General features: G+C 36.7%; 24 protein-coding genes. 23 read left to right on the top strand and 1 reads right to left on the bottom strand.

What is annotated here, in order from left to right:
* Nucleotides 1–11: 11 nt before the first annotated feature.
* The 9 genes from alaS to AA089_RS06740 all read left to right on the top strand — a co-directional run bounded on the left by alaS (nt 12) and on the right by AA089_RS06740 (nt 6020).
* Nucleotides 12–2624: an alanine--tRNA ligase gene (gene alaS, locus AA089_RS06765; protein WP_046756172.1), complete on the top strand. Its 2613-nt coding sequence runs from the start codon at nt 12–14 to the stop codon at nt 2622–2624.
* Nucleotides 2625–2658: 34 nt separating this feature from the next.
* Nucleotides 2659–3051 (top strand): hypothetical protein, encoded by a 393-nt coding sequence (locus tag AA089_RS06760; protein WP_046756171.1) that lies wholly within the window; start codon nt 2659–2661, stop codon nt 3049–3051.
* A 1-nt stretch (nt 3052) separates the two neighbouring features.
* Nucleotides 3053–4003, top strand: a complete 951-nt coding sequence (locus AA089_RS06755) for a GSCFA domain-containing protein (protein ID WP_046756170.1) — start codon at nt 3053–3055, stop codon at nt 4001–4003.
* 108 nt (nt 4004–4111) lie between these two features.
* On the top strand, nt 4112–4297 hold the full coding sequence (locus AA089_RS06750) for a hypothetical protein (RefSeq protein ID WP_046756169.1): 186 nt from the start codon (nt 4112–4114) through the stop codon (nt 4295–4297).
* A gap of 270 nt (nt 4298–4567) precedes the next feature.
* Nucleotides 4568–4729, top strand: a complete 162-nt coding sequence (locus AA089_RS24635; protein WP_156168932.1) for a hypothetical protein — start codon at nt 4568–4570, stop codon at nt 4727–4729.
* A 106-nt stretch (nt 4730–4835) separates the two neighbouring features.
* Nucleotides 4836–5087, top strand: a complete 252-nt coding sequence (locus AA089_RS06745) for a hypothetical protein (protein WP_046756168.1) — start codon at nt 4836–4838, stop codon at nt 5085–5087.
* 214 nt (nt 5088–5301) lie between these two features.
* Entirely contained in the window at nt 5302–5466 is a 165-nt protein-coding gene (locus AA089_RS24630; RefSeq protein ID WP_156168931.1) for a hypothetical protein, read from the top strand.
* Nucleotides 5467–5589: 123 nt separating this feature from the next.
* The gene (locus tag AA089_RS24625; RefSeq protein WP_156168930.1) at nt 5590–5757 is read left to right on the top strand and encodes a hypothetical protein; all 168 of its coding nucleotides are present in this window, start codon (nt 5590–5592) and stop codon (nt 5755–5757) included.
* A 77-nt stretch (nt 5758–5834) separates the two neighbouring features.
* Nucleotides 5835–6020 carry a hypothetical protein gene (locus AA089_RS06740; RefSeq protein ID WP_046756167.1) on the top strand — a complete coding sequence of 62 codons (186 nt, stop codon included), beginning with the start codon at nt 5835–5837 and terminating at the stop codon, nt 6018–6020.
* 6 nt (nt 6021–6026) lie between these two features.
* Here AA089_RS06740 and AA089_RS06735 read toward each other — a convergent pair whose 3' ends face one another.
* Nucleotides 6027–7772 (bottom strand): aromatic amino acid hydroxylase, encoded by a 1746-nt coding sequence (locus AA089_RS06735; protein WP_046756166.1) that lies wholly within the window; start codon nt 7770–7772, stop codon nt 6027–6029.
* Between the two features lie 663 nt (nt 7773–8435).
* On the opposite strand from AA089_RS06735, the gene AA089_RS06730 reads away from it, so the two are divergent.
* From AA089_RS06730 to paaZ, 14 genes are all read left to right on the top strand, one after another.
* On the top strand, nt 8436–9008 hold the full coding sequence (locus AA089_RS06730; protein ID WP_046756165.1) for a TetR/AcrR family transcriptional regulator: 573 nt from the start codon (nt 8436–8438) through the stop codon (nt 9006–9008).
* A 105-nt stretch (nt 9009–9113) separates the two neighbouring features.
* The gene (locus tag AA089_RS24620; RefSeq protein ID WP_156168929.1) at nt 9114–9290 is read left to right on the top strand and encodes a hypothetical protein; all 177 of its coding nucleotides are present in this window, start codon (nt 9114–9116) and stop codon (nt 9288–9290) included.
* 148 nt (nt 9291–9438) lie between these two features.
* Nucleotides 9439–10512, top strand: a complete 1074-nt coding sequence (paaE, locus tag AA089_RS06725) for a 1,2-phenylacetyl-CoA epoxidase subunit PaaE (protein ID WP_046756164.1) — start codon at nt 9439–9441, stop codon at nt 10510–10512.
* A gap of 335 nt (nt 10513–10847) precedes the next feature.
* Nucleotides 10848–11810, top strand: coding sequence for a 1,2-phenylacetyl-CoA epoxidase subunit PaaA (gene paaA / locus AA089_RS06720; protein WP_046756163.1), 963 nt, complete (start codon nt 10848–10850; stop codon nt 11808–11810).
* 134 nt (nt 11811–11944) lie between these two features.
* Nucleotides 11945–12229, top strand: coding sequence for a 1,2-phenylacetyl-CoA epoxidase subunit PaaB (gene paaB, locus AA089_RS06715; RefSeq protein WP_046756162.1), 285 nt, complete (start codon nt 11945–11947; stop codon nt 12227–12229).
* Nucleotides 12230–12378: 149 nt separating this feature from the next.
* A complete protein-coding gene (gene paaC / locus AA089_RS06710) occupies nt 12379–13134 on the top strand; it encodes a 1,2-phenylacetyl-CoA epoxidase subunit PaaC (RefSeq protein ID WP_046756161.1) in 756 nt (251 codons plus the stop codon).
* Between the two features lie 92 nt (nt 13135–13226).
* The gene (gene paaD / locus AA089_RS06705; protein ID WP_046756160.1) at nt 13227–13727 is read left to right on the top strand and encodes a 1,2-phenylacetyl-CoA epoxidase subunit PaaD; all 501 of its coding nucleotides are present in this window, start codon (nt 13227–13229) and stop codon (nt 13725–13727) included.
* 102 nt (nt 13728–13829) lie between these two features.
* A complete protein-coding gene (locus AA089_RS06700; RefSeq protein WP_046756159.1) occupies nt 13830–14615 on the top strand; it encodes an enoyl-CoA hydratase-related protein in 786 nt (261 codons plus the stop codon).
* A 73-nt stretch (nt 14616–14688) separates the two neighbouring features.
* Nucleotides 14689–15882: a 3-hydroxyacyl-CoA dehydrogenase NAD-binding domain-containing protein gene (locus AA089_RS06695; RefSeq protein WP_046756158.1), complete on the top strand. Its 1194-nt coding sequence runs from the start codon at nt 14689–14691 to the stop codon at nt 15880–15882.
* A gap of 24 nt (nt 15883–15906) precedes the next feature.
* A complete protein-coding gene (locus AA089_RS06690) occupies nt 15907–16296 on the top strand; it encodes a four helix bundle protein (protein WP_046756157.1) in 390 nt (129 codons plus the stop codon).
* Between the two features lie 68 nt (nt 16297–16364).
* A complete protein-coding gene (locus tag AA089_RS06685; RefSeq protein WP_173427051.1) occupies nt 16365–16778 on the top strand; it encodes a PaaI family thioesterase in 414 nt (137 codons plus the stop codon).
* A gap of 34 nt (nt 16779–16812) precedes the next feature.
* Nucleotides 16813–17175, top strand: a complete 363-nt coding sequence (locus AA089_RS06680) for a four helix bundle protein (protein WP_046756156.1) — start codon at nt 16813–16815, stop codon at nt 17173–17175.
* Between the two features lie 159 nt (nt 17176–17334).
* Nucleotides 17335–18546: a 3-oxoadipyl-CoA thiolase gene (gene pcaF, locus AA089_RS06675; RefSeq protein WP_046756155.1), complete on the top strand. Its 1212-nt coding sequence runs from the start codon at nt 17335–17337 to the stop codon at nt 18544–18546.
* 370 nt (nt 18547–18916) lie between these two features.
* The gene (paaZ, locus tag AA089_RS06670; RefSeq protein WP_046756154.1) at nt 18917–21409 is read left to right on the top strand and encodes a phenylacetic acid degradation bifunctional protein PaaZ; all 2493 of its coding nucleotides are present in this window, start codon (nt 18917–18919) and stop codon (nt 21407–21409) included.
* Nucleotides 21410–21532 lie beyond the last annotated feature (123 nt).

Below are 21532 nucleotides of genomic sequence, written 5' to 3'. Positions count from 1 at the left end.
TAAATAGACACATGAAATCTCAGGATATTAGAGCTAAGTTTTTAGAGTTTTTTAAATCTAAAACACATCAAATTGTACCTTCTGCGCCTATGGTTATGAAGAATGATCCAACATTGATGTTTATAAACTCTGGAATGGCGCCTTTTAAAGAATATTTCTTAGGAAACGGAACGCCAAAAAGCAATCGTATTGCCGATACACAAAAATGCTTGCGTGTAAGTGGAAAACACAACGATTTGGAAGAAGTTGGATATGACACCTATCATCATACCATGTTTGAAATGCTTGGAAACTGGAGTTTTGGCGATTACTTTAAAAAAGAAGCCATTACCTGGGCATGGGAATTATTGACCGAAGTATACGGAATCGACAAAGATATTTTGTACGTAACTGTTTTTGAAGGAAGTGATGATGATGGTTTAACACTCGATCAAGAAGCATACGATTTGTGGAAACAAATTATTCCTGAAGATCGTATTTTGATGGGAAATAAGAAAGACAATTTCTGGGAAATGGGAAGTCAAGGACCATGTGGACCATGTTCGGAAATTCATGTTGATATTCGTTCTGAGGAAGAAAAAGCAACTACAAAAGGTGCCGATTTAGTAAATATGGATCATCCGCATGTGGTGGAAATTTGGAACTTAGTATTCATGCAATACAATCGTAAAGCTGATGGTTCACTAGAAAAATTACCTTCACAACATGTTGATACGGGAATGGGATTTGAGCGTTTGTGTATGGTGTTGCAACATGTAAAATCGAACTATGATACAGACGTATTTACGCCAATTATCAGAGAAATTGAAGCAATTACAAATACCGAATATGGAAACGATGAAAAAATAGACATTGCAACACGTGTCATTGCAGATCATGTGCGTGCGGTATCATTTTCAATTGCCGACGGACAGTTGCCAAGTAACAATGCGGCAGGATATGTAATTCGTAGAATATTGCGAAGAGCCATTCGTTACGGATTTACATTCTTAAACAAAAAAGAACCGTTTATTTACCGTTTGGTAGACGTTTTAGATAAAAAAATGGGAGAAGCTTTCCCAGAAATTAAAGAACAAAAACAACTAATCCAAAATGTAATAAAGGAAGAAGAAACTTCATTCTTACGTACGTTAGATCAAGGATTGGTATTGTTAGATCGTGTGATAAAAAACACGAGTGGAAACGAAATTTCAGGGAAGAAAGTATTCGAATTAAAAGATACCTACGGTTTTCCAGAAGATTTGACAGAGTTAATCCTGCGGGAACGCGATTTATCATACAACAAAGAAGAATTCCATAAATTACTTGAAGAACAAAAAGGAAAAGGTCGTGAAGCTACTGCGATTCAGGCAGATGATTGGGTAACCGTTATCGAAGATGAAGAAGAAGAATTTGTAGGGTATGATACCTTAGAAGTTGATGTGAAGCTGGTAAAATATCGTAAAATCGAAACCAAAAAAGAAGGTGTACAATACCAATTGGTGTTCAATTTGACACCTTTTTACCCTGAAGGTGGTGGACAAGTTGGCGACAAAGGATATCTGCAAACGCAAGATGGCGATACTGTGTACATCATTGACACGAAGAAAGAAAACAACTTGATCATTCACATTGCGAAAACATTGCCGAAAAATCTAAATGCTACCTTTAAAGCAGTTGTCGATCAGAAGCAACGTTACCGTACGTCAGCCAATCATACAGCAACGCACTTATTGCATCAAGCATTGCGTGAAATTTTAGGAGAACACGTAGAGCAAAAAGGTTCGGCAGTACATTCAAAATATTTACGTTTTGACTTTTCACACTTTGCAAAACTTACCGTAGAAGAATTGCGTGATGTAGAAGATTTCGTAAATGCCAGAATAGAAGGAAAGCTTCCGCTAGAAGAAAAACGCAACAGACCCGTTTCGGAAGCAATGGCAGATGGAGCAATGGCGTTATTTGGAGAAAAATATGGCGATACAGTTCGTTCCATTCGTTTTGGAAAATCAATAGAACTTTGTGGTGGAACGCATGTAGAAAACACAGGCGATATTTGGCACTTTAAAATAAAGTCAGAAGGTGCAGTTGCCGCAGGAATTCGCCGAATTGAAGCAATTACTTTAGATGCTACAAAAGAATTTTACGCGCAAAACAACAGAGCGTATTATGAAATAAAAGATGCGTTAAATCATCCAAAAGATGCTGTCAAAGCAGTTGCCGATTTAAAAGATGAAAATGCTAAATTGCGAAAGCAAATTGAAAACTTACTAAAAGACAAAGCCAAAAACTTAAAAGGAGATTTAAAAAATCAGCTAGAAGAAATTAATGGTGTCAATTTTTTAGCAAAACAAGTAGATTTAGATCAAAACGGAATCAAAAACCTAGCATTTGAACTTGGAGGCGAACTAAACAACTTATTTTTGTTCTTTGTTACCGCGAATGAAAACAAAGTCATGCTAACGTGCTATATTTCGAAAGATTTAGTTGCCGAACGCGGTTATGATGCTGGAAAAGTAGTGCGTGAACTTGGAAAACTAATTCACGGCGGCGGCGGCGGACAGCCTTTCTTTGCAACAGCAGGAGGAAAAAATCCTGGTGGAATTCCGAAAGCGATAGAACGCGTAAAAGAATACATAAAATAACATCACACTAATAATAACGCATAAAAACAAACAAATGAAAAACGTATATATCATCATTTTTACGTTTCTACTCGCTATTCCAGCTGTAGCGCAGGAAACAGAAACAAAAGAAGGTCCAAGAGAAATTTCAGTATTGTGTACCATGCCCGGAAAAGACAAAGGACAATGGCTTACGCTAAAACCTGCAACACCAGGAGAAGTTGCTGATTTTCAAGATAAATTAATCTATCTTGAAGTGTTAGATGAAGACGAAGTTACCAAAAAAGGTGTGTTAGACAGAGCAACCAGTGATGCTATTTTGACTTTTGAAAGAGCACGTGGTGTAACGTACAATACAAAAGAACTCACAGGAATTACACAAGGAATGAAAAACCGTCTTATTGTAGCCTATTACACTGCAAAAAGAGCGAGAGAAGGAAAGCAATAACATGCTATTGCAAACCAACATTCCGTTCAAAAAAGAAACGTATCACCCAATAACATACGATGCAAACGTATGTTTATTGGGTTCTTGTTTTTCTGAACACATGGGCGGAAAGTTGTCGTATTATAAATTTAAAACACTGCAAAATCCGTTTGGAATTCTATTTCATCCAAAAGCTATAGAACACATAATTTTAAGAGCGATCAATGAAGAAGAATTTACTTCCGATGCTATTTTTTATGCAAACGAACGCTGGCATTGTTTTGAAGCACATTCTGCGTTAAGCAATGCAGACAAAGACATTGTATTGTCAAATTTGAATACTGCATTAAAAAAGACATTACAAACACTTCGTGAAGCTTCTCACATCATCATTACGCTTGGAACGGCTTGGACGTATCGACATATTGAAACAGATACTACAGTCGCAAATTGTCATAAAGTACGACAAAAAAAGTTTCTTAAAGAATTGCTGTCGGTAGACGAAGTGTCGGCAAGTATTGATAATTGTGTTGCGTTGCTGAAAAGTATCAATCCAAATATTACAACCATTTTTACGGTTTCGCCCGTACGCCATTTAAAAGATGGTTTTGTGGAAAATCAACAAAGCAAAGCACATTTGTTGGCAGGAATTCATCAAGTAGTAGATATTCGAAATCAAATTCATTACTTTCCTTCGTATGAACTGATGATGGACGAATTGCGCGATTATCGTTTCTATGCGGAAGACATGATTCATCCAAATGCATTGGCAATTCAGTACATTTGGGAAAAATTTTCACACGCTTGGATTTCTCACGAAAGTGAAAAAACTATGCAAGAAATTGAAACCATTCAAAAAGGACTTTTGCACAAACCGTTCAATCCAAATTCGGAAGCGCATCAACAGTTTTTAGCTAATCTTCAGGCTAAAATTGCACAACTTCAACAACAGTTTCCAGAAATAGCATTTTAATAAAAAAAGAAAATTTATTACGTAAAGCATTGAAAGTAAGGTGTTACCGTAGCTAATTTTCAATTGTATCTTCTATATTACTGTATTGTTTAATTAAAAAATAAAGCTATGAAAAGAAGAAATGTAAAAAGTTTACAACTACGTAAAAAGTCAATTTCCAACTTAAAAACAGCGCAAGTAATTGGCGCAAACAGAACTACTACCGAAGATTCAAGAGTAATTTGTCGTGATTCTTTTGGTTGTACTGGGAACGCAACATTATGTGAAGAGACATTTAGTAATTGTTTTTGTTAATAAGAATCTATAAATGTGCTAAAACGAACTTAGGTTCGTTTTTTTTTGTCTTATTGTAATGTACATAGTTTTATATCTTGAACTCTTTCTATAAAACCTTAGCGATGCATGCTTGTTATTCGGCAACTTATAGCTAAGATTTTGAATGTCATAATTATATAAATAAAGCTGTAACTTTTATCTGACATTTTATAAAGCGTCACAACACTATCTTTTTTTATTGCTTCTATTACAGTTAATTGCCATTAATTAACCTTTAACTATAGAATCATGAAAAAACGCCATTTTAAAAAATTAGCATTAAAAAAGAAAACCATCTATCAGATTTTAGGAGGTGTCACAGATCCAAATGAAGATAACGATTTTCGTAAAGAGTACATGACGTGTAGATCTCCTTGTCAAGGCGGAACAGGTAGTTGTCAAGTTCCTTAGTACTGCTATTTCTAAAATGAATATCAGTTCATTTTTCTTACTTATAAATGATGGGTACTTGCTATTTTATTTTACCCTGTAGTTCATAACCTAAAAATATTATACCATGAAAAAAAAGCTTTTAAAAAATTTACTATTAAACAAAAAATCAATTTCTAAACTTACCACCGTAAGAAGTATAATTGGTGGAGAAGAAGATTGTGCAAATACGTACTATGTTTGCTTCAAAACAAACCCTAACAATGAAATAAATGTTTGTTTTGTGACCATGTATAGCGATTGTTGGCAAACAGAAGCCGTAGGATGTGGAGTGCCAAATACACAGCAGGTAGACACAGATACAGTTGCACTTTGTTAGGCTAAACTTTCCAGTAGTAAACATAAAAGCGAACTTCGTTTCGTTCTTTATGCCTTTTGGGTATTGAATTTTAGAATTCTTCCCATACTAGAATAAACTAAAAATTTTACGCCTCTTTTTTATAAAACAACGGTAACAAACTTTGTTTTGAAATATTTATCAGAATACTTTTAGTAAGAAATATTTTCGAAAAATTAACTTAAAATCAAAGACCATGAAAAAAAGAGGAATTAAAAATTTACTACTAAACAAAAAGTCAATTTCAACACTAGATACACTAACATCAAAAGGTGGTGGAAAAAGTGATTTATGTTCAGGATTGGCAGGTTCTTGCTGGTGCGATGTTACCGTAACAGATTGTGCGTGTCCAAGACAATAGCAAATCAAGAAATTGTTTCAGCTTACGATGAAATGAAGATTGATTTAATTTTCTTACTTAAAATGATGGGTAACATTTCTTTAGTATGATAACTACTATGTATAATCATAAAAATTTTATACTATGAAAAAAAGAAATGTAAAAAGTTTGTCGCTAAGTAAAAGATCGATTTCAAGGTTCAACACACTTACCATTAATGGAGGTTGGTTAGACACTTGGCATGCAAGTCATCCAGCAGGAAAAGAAAGAGAATGGATGAGTCTTCCATATTCGGACTGCTGTGCACACTAAAGCATAATCAGAAACAGTAAATTAAAAGCAATCTTCAGATTGCTTTTTTTTGTATAAAAAGGATGTATATTTAGCATATGAAACTAAAATTTACCACCGTTTTATATTATTTGGGAATGTTTATGTTTATAATTGGATATCTATTCAAAATTCAGCATTGGCCATATGGAATGCAAATATTCATTGGCGGTTTTGCAATCATAATCATCTCCGGAATTATCTCAGTAATTCAGTACAACAAAAAGAGAAAGTTGAAGGAATAAAATTTTTTAGATTTTATCAACCAAATCAATTCCATCTGTAATCAACTGTGCAACTTCTGGACGTTGTGTTTGAATCGCCTGTAAACGCTGTAAAATTTGTTGTTGTAAATCAACTTGATTGTTGGTCAATTCGTACAATTCTATCAACAACAACCAATCGTTTGTATGCTGTTTGGTAAGTTTCTCAAAAACAGATGCAAGTGTGAATGCTGTATCTTTTCCAGTTCTAAAATCACGAACTTTAGCATACAAGGCTTCCAAATCTTGATCTTCTTTAGAGGTTTCTATTTTCACTGTCAATGTCTCTGATTTAAAATGTAACGCATCAAACGAATTATAATCTGCCGCGCCAGCATAAGCGGAAACCACCTTTTTTCCCAATGCCAAATCAAATGTGCCATATTCAGGTTTAAATAGTATACGATCTTTGTATATTACGGTACAATCTGTAAATTGAATCAAAATCAACTTTCCATAAATATTTCGAATTCCTGTTACATTCAGTCCTTCCACTTTAATGCCACTTTCATACTCAAAAGCAATGCGTTCACCATCGTAAAAATTATAGGCTTTCAAATCGCGTGGACTCATATCTTCAATCGCCAAATTAATGCCTTTCAGTTTTCCTAACGGAGAACTAAACCCATGTGGATGTGTCAATACGCCGTGTCCAATCAATTCTTTCTCTCTGTTAGATAAAGCCGTTGGTCCTTCCGTTCTAAAAAAGACAACTTCATTATCTTCATTGGTAATCATCTCTGTAAACACACCAGAAACTTGCAAGCCAGTACTCAATTCAATAGTTCCGATTTTTTTAGATGCAATCAACTTTCGCAATCCTCTAAAACCACCTTTTCGCAACGCCATCGTATTTGTAAACTCTTCCAAAACCTGCATCAAATATGAAAAATCGGGGGTTACATACAACTGTGGTTGCGGTTTGGTAATATCAAACTCTTGATACGCGGCATCAACCGAATACGGAATCTTTTTCACTTCATCCGTCATGCACCATTTACTTTCGCCAATAGAAGAAAGTAGTCCAGCACCGTAAATTTTTGGATCAGTTACATCGCCAATCAAACCGTATTCAACGGTCCACCAATGTAAATTTCGAATCATGGCCATTTCGGACAATTCAACTTTCTTGTCTTGCAACTCATTAACGCGATTTTCTGCGGCTTCAATTTCAGCTTCAGTGCTATTTGGTGCTTCTTTCAAAATAGAAAGTCTTCGAACCGCTTCATACATATCATTATCATGAGCCGACAAAATTGCTTTTGCTCCAATTTCTCCAAAACGACGTAAATATTCTGCATAATCAGGATTGGCGATAATAGGCGCATGTCCTGCCGCTTCATGAATAATATCAGGAGCTGGCGTATATGAAATATGTTCTAATTGGCGAATATCGCTTGCAATTACCAACACTTTATACGCTTGAAACTCCATAAATGCATTTGGCGGAATAAAACCGTCAACGGCAACGGCTGCCCAACCGATTTCTTTTAAAATCCGATTCATGCCATACATACTCGGAATATCGTCAATGGAAATTCCTGTCTTTTGCAATCCGTCTAAATAAGAATCATGCGCTACCGTACTCAAATACGAAACACTCTTTCGCATCACATAGCGCCAAACTGCCTGATTAATAGGTGTATACTCCTCGTAATTTTGCGGCTTTATGTATTGTTGTAAATGTTGCGGAAGTCTATCCAACAAAGGATTGGTTTCAATATGCTGATTCATGAAGTAATTTTTGTAAAATTACCAAAAAAGGAAGAAAAAACGATGTAAAATACAATCGAAAAATTTTATGCATATCTTCGTAAAAAAAGAATAAAAAACAAGAGCGAGTCGAAACTCGCTTTAAAACTTACAGGCAGTAGCAATATGAAGTTCCCATACGTGTTAATGGACTCGTACAACGATTAGTATATCCTCCTTTAACTTGAATTGTTTCCATTTTGGAAATCGACTTTTTGTTTAACTTTAGCGTTTTCAAATTCTTTTTTTCATGATATAATTTATGTTGGTTTACTTAATTAAATTAATAAAAAATGAACGAATGTAGTTATGGTAAAACCTTATATAACCTGGGTTCGACGAAGTAAAAAATTTAGTTCTATACTTTTCTTTTCCGAAGTATAGCAGGGATTTTCCGTTAAAAATTTTTGAAGCCTTGGAAAAAATTTAGGGAAATTCATGCGGTTTTAGTTTTTCCTCCAAAGAAAAACTAAAAATACCTCTGGAAAAGTTCCCTTTCTTTTGTTTCTTTTCTTTGGGAAAGCAAAGAAAATGAAAATAAGACATAGAAAATGTGGTTTTTAGTAAGGAGTTTCTAAACTCAATTACAAATATGAATAGAATCACTAATATCAAACTCACGTTATATAGTAAAAAGTTACAGGAATGAAAATAGAAACTCGTAAAGAAGAAATAGTACGTATTGCCGAAATGCTTTTCAAAAAAAAAGGGTATAGCGCGGTTACCATGCGCGACATTGCGCAAGCAGTTGGTGTAAAAGCGGCAAGCTTATACAATCACATTCAATCAAAACAAGAAATACTTTCAGATATCATTATTAAAATTGGAGAAGAATTTACAGCAGGAATGGACGAAATTGTTGCCGATAAAAATACCAATAGCATTCAAAAACTGGAGCAAATCATCAAATTACATGTTAAAATTACAGTAAAAAACCCTTCTAAAATGGCAACCATGAACAACGATTGGATGCATCTTGAAGGACAACTTGATTACTATCTTACATTACGCAGAAACTATGAAGAAAGCTTTCGTCAAATCCTCAAAAAAGGAATCGAAGTAGGAGAACTAAAAGACGTAAACCTAGAAATCATCTTGTTTTCCATACTATCTACATTGCGTTCACTATATCTTTGGTTGCCCAAAAAAGAAGCCATTCAGCAAGAAGATTTACGCCAAGAATTAAGCAAAGTATTACTCAAAGGAATCGCACAATAAAAAGGTTCATTAAAGTTTAACACTAAAAAAAATACAGAAAAACCATATTTTAATATGAAATATCTCACATAGATTTGCTTCAATTAATTTTTTAAATCAATCCCAATGAAAAGAAAAACTATGAATGATTTGAGATTTAAAAAATTTACAGTCTCAAATCTAAATGCAGTTGTAGCAGGAAATCCGCCAGTGCCACCAGGAAGTAACTCGTGCATACAAGAAGAAACATGTCTCACATGCTTTGGAGCTACATGTAATGAAACGTGTGATCGGACGTGTTAACTATTTTAAAAACAATACCCAAACTACAAAAGGACGCCATATTGAGCGTCCTTTTATATTCTAATGCGTTGATGCATACTATTTAACAAAAATTTAGTTGCAAGTCAAACTAACAATTGTTAGTTTTGTATAAACAACGAAAACGTACATGGCAAAATTTCATGAAATTGAAGTATCAGACGTATACAAAGACACATCTGATTGTACTGTAATTACATTCAACATTCCTGAAAATCTTCAGGAAGAATTCAAATACACGCAAGGACAATACCTAACGCTACGGAAAATAATCAACGATGAAGACATTCGCAGATCATACTCATTATGTTCGAGTCCAGTTGACAACCAATGGAAAGTTGCTGTAAAACAAATTCCAGGAGGAATATTTTCAACCTACGCAAACACTGAGCTAACAGCAGGCGATACGCTTGAACTCATGGCACCAGCAGGTAATTTCTTCGTAGAAGTAGATCCAAATAAAAAGAAAAACTACATTGCTTTTGCCGCAGGAAGCGGAATTACGCCAATGCTGTCTATCATAAAAACACATCTAGAACTAGAGCCAGAAAGCACCTTTAAGCTCTTCTACTTGAATCGTACGGTAAAATCTATTATCTTTAAAGAAGAGATAGAACAACTGAAAAACAAATACTTACAGCGTTTCAATATTTTCTATTTCTTAACAAAAGAACAACGTGATATCGAATTTTTAAACGGGCGATTTACCGCAGAGAAAATTCAAACACTCACAAAAACGTTCATAGACATCAATGATACGGCCGATTGTTTTATTTGCGGACCCGAGGAAATGATATTTCTCATCCGAGACGAACTTGAAGCCGCAGGATTACCAAAAGAAAATATTCATTACGAACTATTCTTTTCAGGCGATAAAAAAGCATCAAATGCTCACATTGCCGAAATATTAGAACAAAAAGTAGATGGAACTGACGTTACAATCGTCGATGGTGGAAAAGAATTTCATTTCATCATGGAAGACGAATATGACAACATCTTAGACGGCGCATTAGCCGCAGGAGCCGATCTGCCATTTGCTTGTAAAGGCGGCGTTTGTAGCACTTGTAAATGCAGAGTTATCGAAGGTTCTGTAGAAATGAAAATCAACTATGCTCTAGTTGAAGAAGAACTCGCGAGCGGATTGGTACTATCGTGTCAAGCCGTTCCAACCACGGAAAAAGTCGTCGTAGACTTTGATGTGTAGTATATTTTGGGCGTTACCCAAGGGTCAGGCTTTCGGTAGTCGCTTTTTGAAAACTGTCATTCCTGCGTAGGCAGGAATCCATTTCTCAAAAGAGCTCCAACAAAACCTCAATCCTTAACGCGGAAGTTCCCGAGAAATCAGGAGCCTTACTAAAATAAAAAAATGTCACATCGAGCGCAGTCGAGATGCTTTATAAAAATAAGCTGTTGTAAATGCTTTAAGTGAATATTGAAAAAAAAAGAAAAAGAAAATAAAAGAAAAAGTAATCAAAAATGTCATATCGAGCGCAGTCGAGATATACTTCAGATTACAAATGCAATTAAAAATTCATAACTATGAGTGACGCACAATTAAAAAACCTAGAAGAAATCTTTGAGCAACGCATTGCAAATGATGAAAAGATTGAACCAAAAGATTGGATGCCTGAAAAATACAGGAAAACACACATCAGACAAATATCACAGCACGCACACTCCGAAATCGTAGGAATGTTACCCGAAGGAAACTGGATTACCAGAGCGCCTTCACTACGAAGAAAAGTTGCCTTATTGGCAAAAGTACAAGACGAAGCTGGTCACGGATTATACCTGTACAGCGCATGTGAAACCTTAGGAATCTCTCGCGACGAACTATACGAACAATTACACTCTGGCAAAGCAAAATACTCTAGTATCTTTAACTATCCTACAGTAACTTGGGCAGATATGGGCGCAATTGGTTGGTTGGTAGATGGCGCGGCAATCATCAATCAAGTACCATTATGCAACACTTCGTACGGACCATATGCAAGAGCTATGATTCGTGTATGTAAAGAAGAAAGTTTCCACCAACGTCAAGGATTTGAAATCATGATGACACTTTGTAACGGAACGGAAGCACAAAAACAAATGGCGCAAGATGCACTAAACCGCTGGTGGTGGCCATCATTGATGATGCTTGGTCCAGTGGATGCAGAATCTGTTCACACAGAACAATCCATGAAATGGAAGCTAAAACGTAAAACAAACGACGAATTACGTCAGCAATTCATAGATCAAACGGTGCCACAAGCAGACATCTTAGGACTAACAGTTCCAGATCCAGACTTAAAATGGAATGAAGAAACAGGGCATTACGACTTTGGAGAAATCAATTGGGATGAATTTTGGCAAGTAGTCAAAGGTCATGGACCATGCAACAAAGAACGTATGAATGCTAGAGTTGGTGCATGGGAAAAAGGAACTTGGGTTCGTGATGCAGCGATGGCATACGCTGAAAAGCAACAAAACAAAAAAGAAAACCCAGCGAAAGCTGTATAACTTTTTTTATTGTTCCTGCCTTCGCAGGAACCTCATTATTGTTACTTTGTCATGTCGAGCGCAGTCGAGACACAAACAGATGTTAAAAATTAGAATACTAACTAAAAAGACACCCACTTTCGTGGGCAATAAATATGGAAAAAAAATGGCCTCTTTGGGAAATATTCGTAAGAAGTAAAAACGGATTAGAACACAGACACTTTGGAAGTTTACATGCAGCAGATGCAGATATGGCATTGGAAAATGCGAGAGACGTATATACGCGCAGAAGCGAAGGTGTCAGTATTTGGGTGGTAGAATCAAAAAACATTACGGCTTCAAATCCTGAAAACAACGGCGAATTATTTGAACCAGCACAAGACAAAGTCTATCGCCATCCAACGTTTTACACGTTACCAGATGAGATAAAGCATATGTAGCGCTTTGCGCTATTCCCGCGAAAGTGGGAATCTCAATATTCACTTTGTCATTCCTGCGGCGGCAGGAATCTACATTCGTGCACTGAACGAGTCGAAATGTACTCTAAAGTTTAACAACAAAAAGATTCCCGTTTTCACGGGAAATAAATATGAAAAAAACAAACCTATACAACTATATACTTGAGCTAGCAGACAACTGTTTAATAGCAGGTCAGCGCTTAGGAGAGCTATGTGGTCACGGACCAAGCTTGGAAACGGACATTGCGTGTACAAATATTTCCTTAGATTTATTTGGACAAACACGTAGTTACTTTCAATACGCGGCAGACATCAAAGGAGAAGATGCCACAGAAGACAGCATAGCTTTCTTACGTTTCGAGCGCGAATACAAAAATGTTTTACTAGTAGAACAGCCAAATCGCGACTTTGCATATACACTAGCTAGACAATATCTATTTGATGTATATCACTTACTATTACTTGAAAAATTACAATTCAGCCAAGACCTAACACTAAGTGCAATTGCAAAGAAGTCAATCAAGGAAGTATCGTATCATGTACGTTTTACAGGCGATTGGATAAAACGTTTAGGCGATGGAACAGAAGAAAGTCATGCAAAAATGCAAGAAGCAATTGACGGACTTTGGACATATACAAACGAATTATTTGAAGTAACCGAAGAAGCGAAAACTCTAGCGGAAGAAGGAATTGCAGTTGATGTTTCCACATTAAAAAAAACCTATTACGAAAAAGTGACAGCTTTACTAACAGAAGCAACACTGACAATTCCAGAATCAAAATACTTTCAAAAAGGAGGCAAAGCAGGAATTCACACAGAACATATGGGCTATTTGTTAGCAGACATGCAATACATGCAACGAGCGTATCCGAATATGAAATGGTAATATTTCTGATTTCTCAGAAATATTACCATTTCATCCTGAACTTGTTTCAGGATCTCCCAAAAACCTAAGACCCAAAAAACCAACACCAGTAAATGATCGCAACAAATCAACATATAGACGAAAATCTTATTCCAATCCTTGAAAAAGTATCAGATCCTGAAATTCCTGTACTTTCTATCATGGATATGGGCGTTGTGCGTTCGGCAATACTCGTCAATGGAATCGTTGAAGTAAGTATTACACCAACGTATTCAGGTTGTCCTGCCATGGATGTTATTGGAGATGATATCGCGAAAGCACTAAAAGAAAACGGTTACGAATCTAAAGTGAAATTGATCTTAGTACCAGCATGGACAACTGATTGGATTACCGAACGCGGACGTGAAGCACTTCGTAAATATGGAATTGCACCACCACTAAATCCCGATGCGGACAAAGATGCATTATTGGGTGATAAACGAATCGTAAAATGTACCAATTGCAATTCAACAAATACAAAATTAGTCAGTCAATTTGGTTCCACAGCATGCAAAGCATTATTCAAATGCGAAGACTGTCTAGAACCATTTGATTACTTTAAGTGCCTTAAATAAATAATAAACCACAAAATTTTAAATAATAAATGTAAACCTGATAATTTGTTATGACTTCAACTTTTACATTTAGACTTTATTATTTTATATTTTACATAATATATGAGTGACCAATCAATCACAATAACCATTCAAAACAACGTAGCATATATAACGCTCAATCGTCCTGAAGTATTCAACAGTTTCAATCGTGAAATGGCATTGCGTTTACAAGATACACTAGATCAATGTGAACAAAATGACGAAGTACGCGCGATTGTATTAACAGGAGAAGGAAAAGCATTTTGTGCAGGTCAAGACCTAAAAGAAGTTACACATCCAGAACTCAATCCAGGATTCAAAAAAATACTAGAAGAACATTACAATCCAATCATTCAACGAATTCGAAATATCGAAAAACCAATCGTTGGAGCTGTAAATGGAGTTGCCGCTGGTGCAGGAGCAAACATTGCGTTGGCATGTGACATTGTTGTGGCACATGAAAAAGTAAGTTTCATTCAAGCATTTAGTAAAATCGGACTCATTCCAGACAGTGCAGGAACCTTCTTCTTACCGCGATTAATCGGTTTTCAAAAAGCATCAGCACTCATGATGTTGGGAGACAGAATTAGCGCTGTAGAAGCCGAACGATTGGGAATGCTCTACAAAGTGTTACCATTAGAAACATTCAAAGAAGAAATAATTGAATTGGCGGAAAAACTAGCAAAAATGCCAACAAAAGCATTAGGTTTAACCAAAAAAGTACTGAATCAATCCCTAACAAACGATTTAGAAGCACAACTAGCGTTAGAATCAAAACATCAAATAGAAGCCAGCGAATCAGAAGACTATCGTGAAGGTGTCGCTTCATTTGTTGAAAAAAGATTACCGAATTTCAAAGGCAAATAAATATAAAACAGCAAAATGTAAAAGTTTAAATGTAAAACCGCATTTAACATTCATAATTTAACATTTAAAATTGATGATCAAAAAAGTTGGAATTATTGGCTCAGGAACAATGGGAAGCGGAATTGCACAAGTGGCAGCTACCGTTGGATGCATTGTAAAACTATACGATACAAAACAAGTTGCTTTGGATAAAAGCAAAGCCGCTTTAGAAAAAATATTAAACCGTCTCATCCAAAAAGGACGTATTGACGAAACTGAAAAAGAACGCATTCAAGGGAATATTTCTTATGTAGATACACTAAAAGATTTAGGAGATTCCGATTTAACCATCGAAGCAATTGTTGAAAATTTAGACATCAAACAAAAAGTATTTTCAGAACTTGAAACCTATCTTTCTGATGATGCGATTATTGCTTCAAACACTTCTTCTTTATCCATTGCTTCTATCGCTTCATCATTGCAAAAACCTGAACGTTGTATCGGAATTCACTTTTTTAATCCAGCACCATTAATGAAACTAGTTGAGGTCATTCCTGCCATTCAAACCTCACAAGAAGTATTGGAGAAAGCAACACAAACCATTGCCGATTGGAAAAAAGTAGTCGCTGTCGCAAAAGACACACCAGGATTTATTGTTAACCGTGTCGCGCGACCTTTCTATGGAGAATCATTACGAATCTATGAAGAAGGTTTGGCAGATTTTGCGACGATAGATAAAGCCTTAAAAATGCTTGGTGGATTCCGAATGGGACCATTTGAACTCATGGATTTCATCGGAAACGATGTAAACTATACCGTAACAGAAACGGTGTTTACAGCATTCTATTTCGATGCAAGATACAAACCATCATTTACGCAAAAACGTTTATCAGAAGCAGGATATCTCGGAAGAAAAACAGGAAAAGGGTATTATGACTATGATGAAAACGGAAAAAAGATTGAGAACTCAAATGTCACTTCGAGCGCAGTCGAGACGCCTCAAGATGTTGAATTATCGCGACAAATATTCAACCGCGTCCTTGCCATGCTCATCAACGAAGCAGCCGATGCATTATTCTTAAACATCGCTTCCGCAGAAGACATCGACAATGCCATGACCAAAGGTGTCAACTATCCAAAAGGATTACTCGCTTGGGCAGATGAAAAAGGAATCGATTGGTGCGTGAAAACCCTAGATGATTTATACGACGAATATCATGAAGATCGTTATCGTTGTTCGCCGTTGCTTCGGAAGATGAATAGAGTTGGAACTAAATTTTTCAACTAGGGATTAGGTATTAGAAAAGTAGGGATGAGTCAAGTAAGTAAATACAATTTTAAGTTTGAAGACTTAAAGATTTATCAAAAAGCGATGGATTTTGGAGAGTTAGTAAATAAAATGGTTAAAAAATTTCCAAATCATGAATTATATGCTTTATCATCACAATTTAGAAGAGCAGCTGATTCTGTAGCGTTAAATATAGCTGAAGGTTATCCAAGTTCTGATGCGCAATTTGTAAAACATTTGAATCATGCTATCTATAGTGCAAACGAATGTGTAAATTGTAGTACAAAAGCAAGAAGAAGAAACTATATTAATTTTGAAGAAGATGAAGAAAATAGAAAATTATTAACCGAACTTACTAAAATGATGTCGTCACTAAGAAGAAGAATACTAGAAAGAAAAAACACTAATTCCTAATCTCAAGAGCTAATGTACCTAAGTAAGAAACTAATTCCTAATGCCAAATCCCTAATCACTAAAAACTAATGCCCATAAAAGGTAAAGACATACCAACCAAAATGCTCAGTCAAGATCCATTCAGTACATGGCTAGGAATCGAGATATTAGAATGTGAAATAGGAAGATGTAAAGTAGGACTCACGGTCAAAAAAGACATGCTCAACAGTATGGGGAAAGCACATGGTGGCATCAGCTATTCTTTAGCAGACACAGCTTTCGGTTTTGCGGCAAATACACATGGGAAATATGCAGTTTCTATAGAAACATCTATCAATCATATAGAAGCATTAGAAGAAGGTGATTTCATTGTGGCGGAATCTGTCATCGAAAAAGTAAAAAACAAACTTGGTTTCAACATCATAGAAGTCAAACGTGGCGACGAGCTCATTGCACTATTCAAAGGAGTTGTATACCGAACGCAAAAAGACTGGGAAGAATAGAATAAATGCTAAATGTAAAATTTTAAATTATAAAGTGGGAAAAAAGAAACAATACGACTTACAAAAACGTTTGGTGAAATTTTCAGCAAATATTATCGTCAATGCTTCTGCTTTAAAAAAAGAATTTGCATCTGAGCACTTACTAAAACAATTGATTCGTTCGTCTACATCAGCAGCGTTAAACTATGGAGAAGCTCAATCGGCTGAATCAAAGAGAGATTTCATTCATAAAATGAAAATATGTCTAAAAGAATTGCGAGAATCTCAAGTAAATATGCAGATTTTGGTAGAAGCAAACCTAGTAAACGACACGACTGAGTTCAAAAAAAATCAAAAAGAATGTAGCGAATTAGTGGCTATCTTTACAACAAGTATAAAAACGTCAAATAAAATATAAATAATAATAAGTAAGTTCTAAATCCAGTTTGATAATCAAAACAAACACTTTAGAATTTTACATTTTAAATTGAACAAGCAATAAGTAGCAAAAATTTTGAATTGAAGTAATATCAACTTTCGCATTTAAAATTTAGCATTTAAAATTTTACATTTCAAAATGGAAGCATACATCATAGACGGAGTTCGAACTCCCATAGGAAAATTCAAAGGATCATTAGCTACTACACGTGTTGACGATTTAGGCGCTATAGTTATCAAAGAAGTTACGGAACGAAATCCAAACATTCCAAAAGATGCGTATGACGATGTCATCATTGGTTGCGCCAATCAAGCAGGAGAAGACAATCGTAACGTAGCACGCATGTCGTCATTATTGGCAGGGTTACCATACACGGTACCTGGCGAAACGGTCAACAGACTCTGTAGTTCAGGATTATCAGCCATCATTCACGCCAATCGTGCTATCAAGGCTGGCGACGGCGATCTATTCATTGCTGGCGGAGTTGAAAACATGACACGCGGACCGTACGCTATTGCAAAACCATCAAGTGCTTTCGGTACGGATGCAAAAATGTATGATACCAGTTTCGGATGGCGATTCATCAACCCAAAAATGCACGCGGCATATGGAACAGACGGAATGGGCGTTACTGCAGAAAATCTAGTAGAAAAATACAACATCTCTCGCGAAGATCAAGATGCATTTGCCTACAGAAGTCAAATGAAAGCAACAGCAGCACAAAACTCTGGACGTTTAGCCAAAGAAATCGTAGCGGTCGAAATTCCACAACGTAAAAAAGATCCAATCATCTTCAATCAAGATGAATTCATAAAACCAACGACAACGCCAGAAATCTTAGCCAAACTAAGAGCAGCATTCAAAAAAGAAGGTGGAAGTGTCACAGCAGGAAACGCATCAGGTCTAAATGACGGCGCGGCGGCTACCATAATAGCTTCCGAAGCGGCTGTCAAAAAATACAATCTCAAACCAATGGCGCGCATCGTAAGTTCGGCAGTTGTCGGTGTAGAACCGCGTATCATGGGAATTGGTCCTGTAAATGCGTCCAACAAAGCGCTCGAAAAAGCAGGATTAACCATGGATGATATGGACATTATCGAGCTCAACGAAGCCTTTGCGGCACAAAGTTTAGCCTGTATTCGCGAATGGGGATTGGCAGACGATGACGAAAGAATCAATCCAAATGGAGGTGCCATTGCTATCGGTCATCCACTCGGCGTTACGGGAGCGCGTATTGCCTATTCTGCGGCGTTACAATTGCAGGAAACGGGCAAGCGTTACGCACTCATTACCATGTGTATTGGTGTCGGACAAGGCTATGCGGCGATCATTGAAAATACAAACAATTAACAAATAAATTTGGGCGTTACCCAAGGGTCGCGCTTTCGGTAGTCGTTCTCTGCGAGGAGCTTCAACAAAACCTCAATCGCTAACGCCAAGACTCCTGAGAAATCAAGAATCTAAACAAAAATAGAAAACTCAAAAAATTTCAAGGTATTAGTATTGAGTTATGAGTATTGAGAAATTTTAAAGAGCAATTTGTAACAAATTATTGAATTGAAAATGTAAAAAAAGATATTTTTAAAACCCAAAACCCAAAACCCAAAACCCAAAACCCAAAACCCAAAACCCAAAACCCAAAACCCAAGAGTTAAGACCCAAAACCCAAACAAATCGACAAATTGACGAAAAACAAAGAACAAACAACGAACAACCAAAAATGATACTACAAAGCTACATAAACGGACAATGGACACAAGGAACTGGAGACGGTTCGCCCATGTTTGATGCCGTAACAGGAGAAACCATCGGATTTGCAACTACGGAAGGACTCGATATTCCAGCAGCATTGCAATACGGAAGAACCAAAGGAGGCGAAAAACTTCGAAAAATGACCTTTCAAGAGCGCGGAAACATGCTCAAAAAACTAGCTTTATATCTCAACAAACGAAAAGAACAATTCTACGACATCAGTTACAAAACAGGTGCAACGCGTATTGACAGCTGGATAGACATTGAAGGCGGATTCGGAAACCTATTCGCAAATGCTTCACTTCGTAAACTCTTTCCAAATCAACCCTTTCATGTAGAAGGCGATCCAATCGATCTTTCGCGAGGTGGACGATTCATGGCGCATCATATTCTGGTGCCAAAACGTGGAGTAGCTGTACATATCAACGCGTTCAACTTCCCTGTGTGGGGAATGTTAGAAAAGTGTGCTGTCAACTGGATGGCAGGAATGGCAGCAGTCGTATTGCCAGCACCACAAACCGCATATCTCACAGAAGCAGTTGTAAGAGTCATTGTCGATTCTGGAATCTTACCAGAAGGAGCATTGCAATTACTAAGTGGAATGACAAAATCGATCTTAGATACGGTTGAATCACAAGATGTAGTAACCTTTACAGGTTCTGCACACACTGGACGTATCCTAAAAGCTCATCCAAGACTCACACAAGAAGCAGTGCCTTTCACCATGGAGGCGGATTCCCTAAACTGTTCAGTCTTAGGAGAAGATGCTGTGCCAGGAACGCCAGAATTTGATTTATTCGTCAAAGAAGTTCGAAAAGAAATGACCGTAAAAACAGGTCAAAAATGTACCGCAATCCGAAGAATAATCGTTCCAGAAAACTTAGTAGAAGATGTGCAAATCGCACTTGGAAAACAACTAAGTAAAGTCACGATTGGAGATCCAAGACTGAAGGAAGTTCGTATGGGCGCTTTAATCAACAAAACACAAGTACAAACGGTAAAAGATCAAGTTTCCAAATTGGCACAAACTGCCGAAATGGTGTACGGAAGCTTAGACTCAATCGAAGCAGTTGGCGCAGATGGCGAAAAAGGATCATTTCTGAGTCCAATCTTACTTAGAGAAAACAATCCGTTCAAAAATACTAACGTTCACGAAATTGAAGCATTTGGTCCTGTAAGTACGATCATGCCTTACAAAAATATGGACGAAGCTATTGAATTGGCGCAAATGGGAAAAGGATCTTTAGTATCTTCCATCTTCACAAATGACGATACAAAAGCCAAAGAATATGTAGTTGGAGCAGCATCACATCACGGACGTATCTTAGTTGGAAATCGCGATATGGCAAAACAAAGTACAGGTCACGGTTCACCATTACCATTATTGGTGCACGGAGGTCCAGGACGTGCTGGTGGAGGCGAAGAAATGGGTGGAATGCGAGGCATCAAACATTACATGCAACGTTGTGCCATTCAAGGTTCTCCAACAACGCTCACAGAAGTTACGGGAATCTATCAAGCAAATGCCGAATACAAAGAAACGCCAAAACATCCATTTGCCTATCATTGGGAAGATATCGAAGCAGGAATGTCGTTAAAAACACACAAACGTACCATTACAGATACCGATATCATTAATTTTGGAAACTTAACGTGGGATCATTTTTACGCACATACCGATATCACTTCGCTTGACGGAAGTATTTTTGAAAAACGAACAGCGCACGGTTACTTTATCATTTCTGCGGCAGCAGGATTATTTGTCTATCCAAACAAAGGTCCAGTCGCGGCAAATTATGGATTAGAAGAATGTCGTTTCTTACGTCCAATATATCACAATGATACAGTGTATGTACGCTTGACGTGTAAAGAAAAAGTAGATCGTGATTCAAGAGGAAAAGAATTACCAAGCGGCATCGTAAAATGGTTTGTTGAGGTATTTGATCAAGAAGATGAATTGGTGGCGATTGCGACAATTTTAACAATGGTTCAAAAGAAAAATCCGTTTGCAACCATCAATAAAACCAGTATTCAAAACTGTTTAAGTAAACTTACAGAAGATACAACACCTCTTTGGGGAAGCATGACGCCACAACAAATGGTAGAACATTTGGAATATACGTTGCGCGTAGCTTCTGGGGAAATCCAAGATTTTGAAATTGAAACTCCAGAAAAGTATCTAGAAAAAGTGCAAGACAGTTTATATACGCACGATAAAATGCCAAGAAACTACGACGCGCCAAAACTATTAGAAAAGCTAATAGCGGAATCACGTTACGAAAATCTGGCGGAAGCCAAAACCAAATTATTGGAAGCTTACGATGTCTTTGAATTGTACTTTAAAGAACATCCAGAAGCAACCACTAAAAATGCAGTCTTCGGACATTTAGATAAATTTGAATGGAGTTTGATGAATATGAAGCATTTTAACCATCATTTTGAACAATTCGGCTTATTATAGCCGAATTGTTCAAAGCTCCCGAGAAATCGGGAGTCTAACAACGTCAAGAAAATATTAAATTAGGAAAAGTATTCCCGAGAAATCGGGAGTCTAGAAAGAAACGAAAAACTACTTAAAGTAGTA

The organism is Kordia jejudonensis, assembly GCF_001005315.1.
Lineage (GTDB): Bacteria > Bacteroidota > Bacteroidia > Flavobacteriales > Flavobacteriaceae > Kordia > Kordia jejudonensis.
The sequence above is the reverse complement of the archived record's forward strand: the minus strand, read 5'-3'. Positions and strand labels throughout refer to the sequence as shown.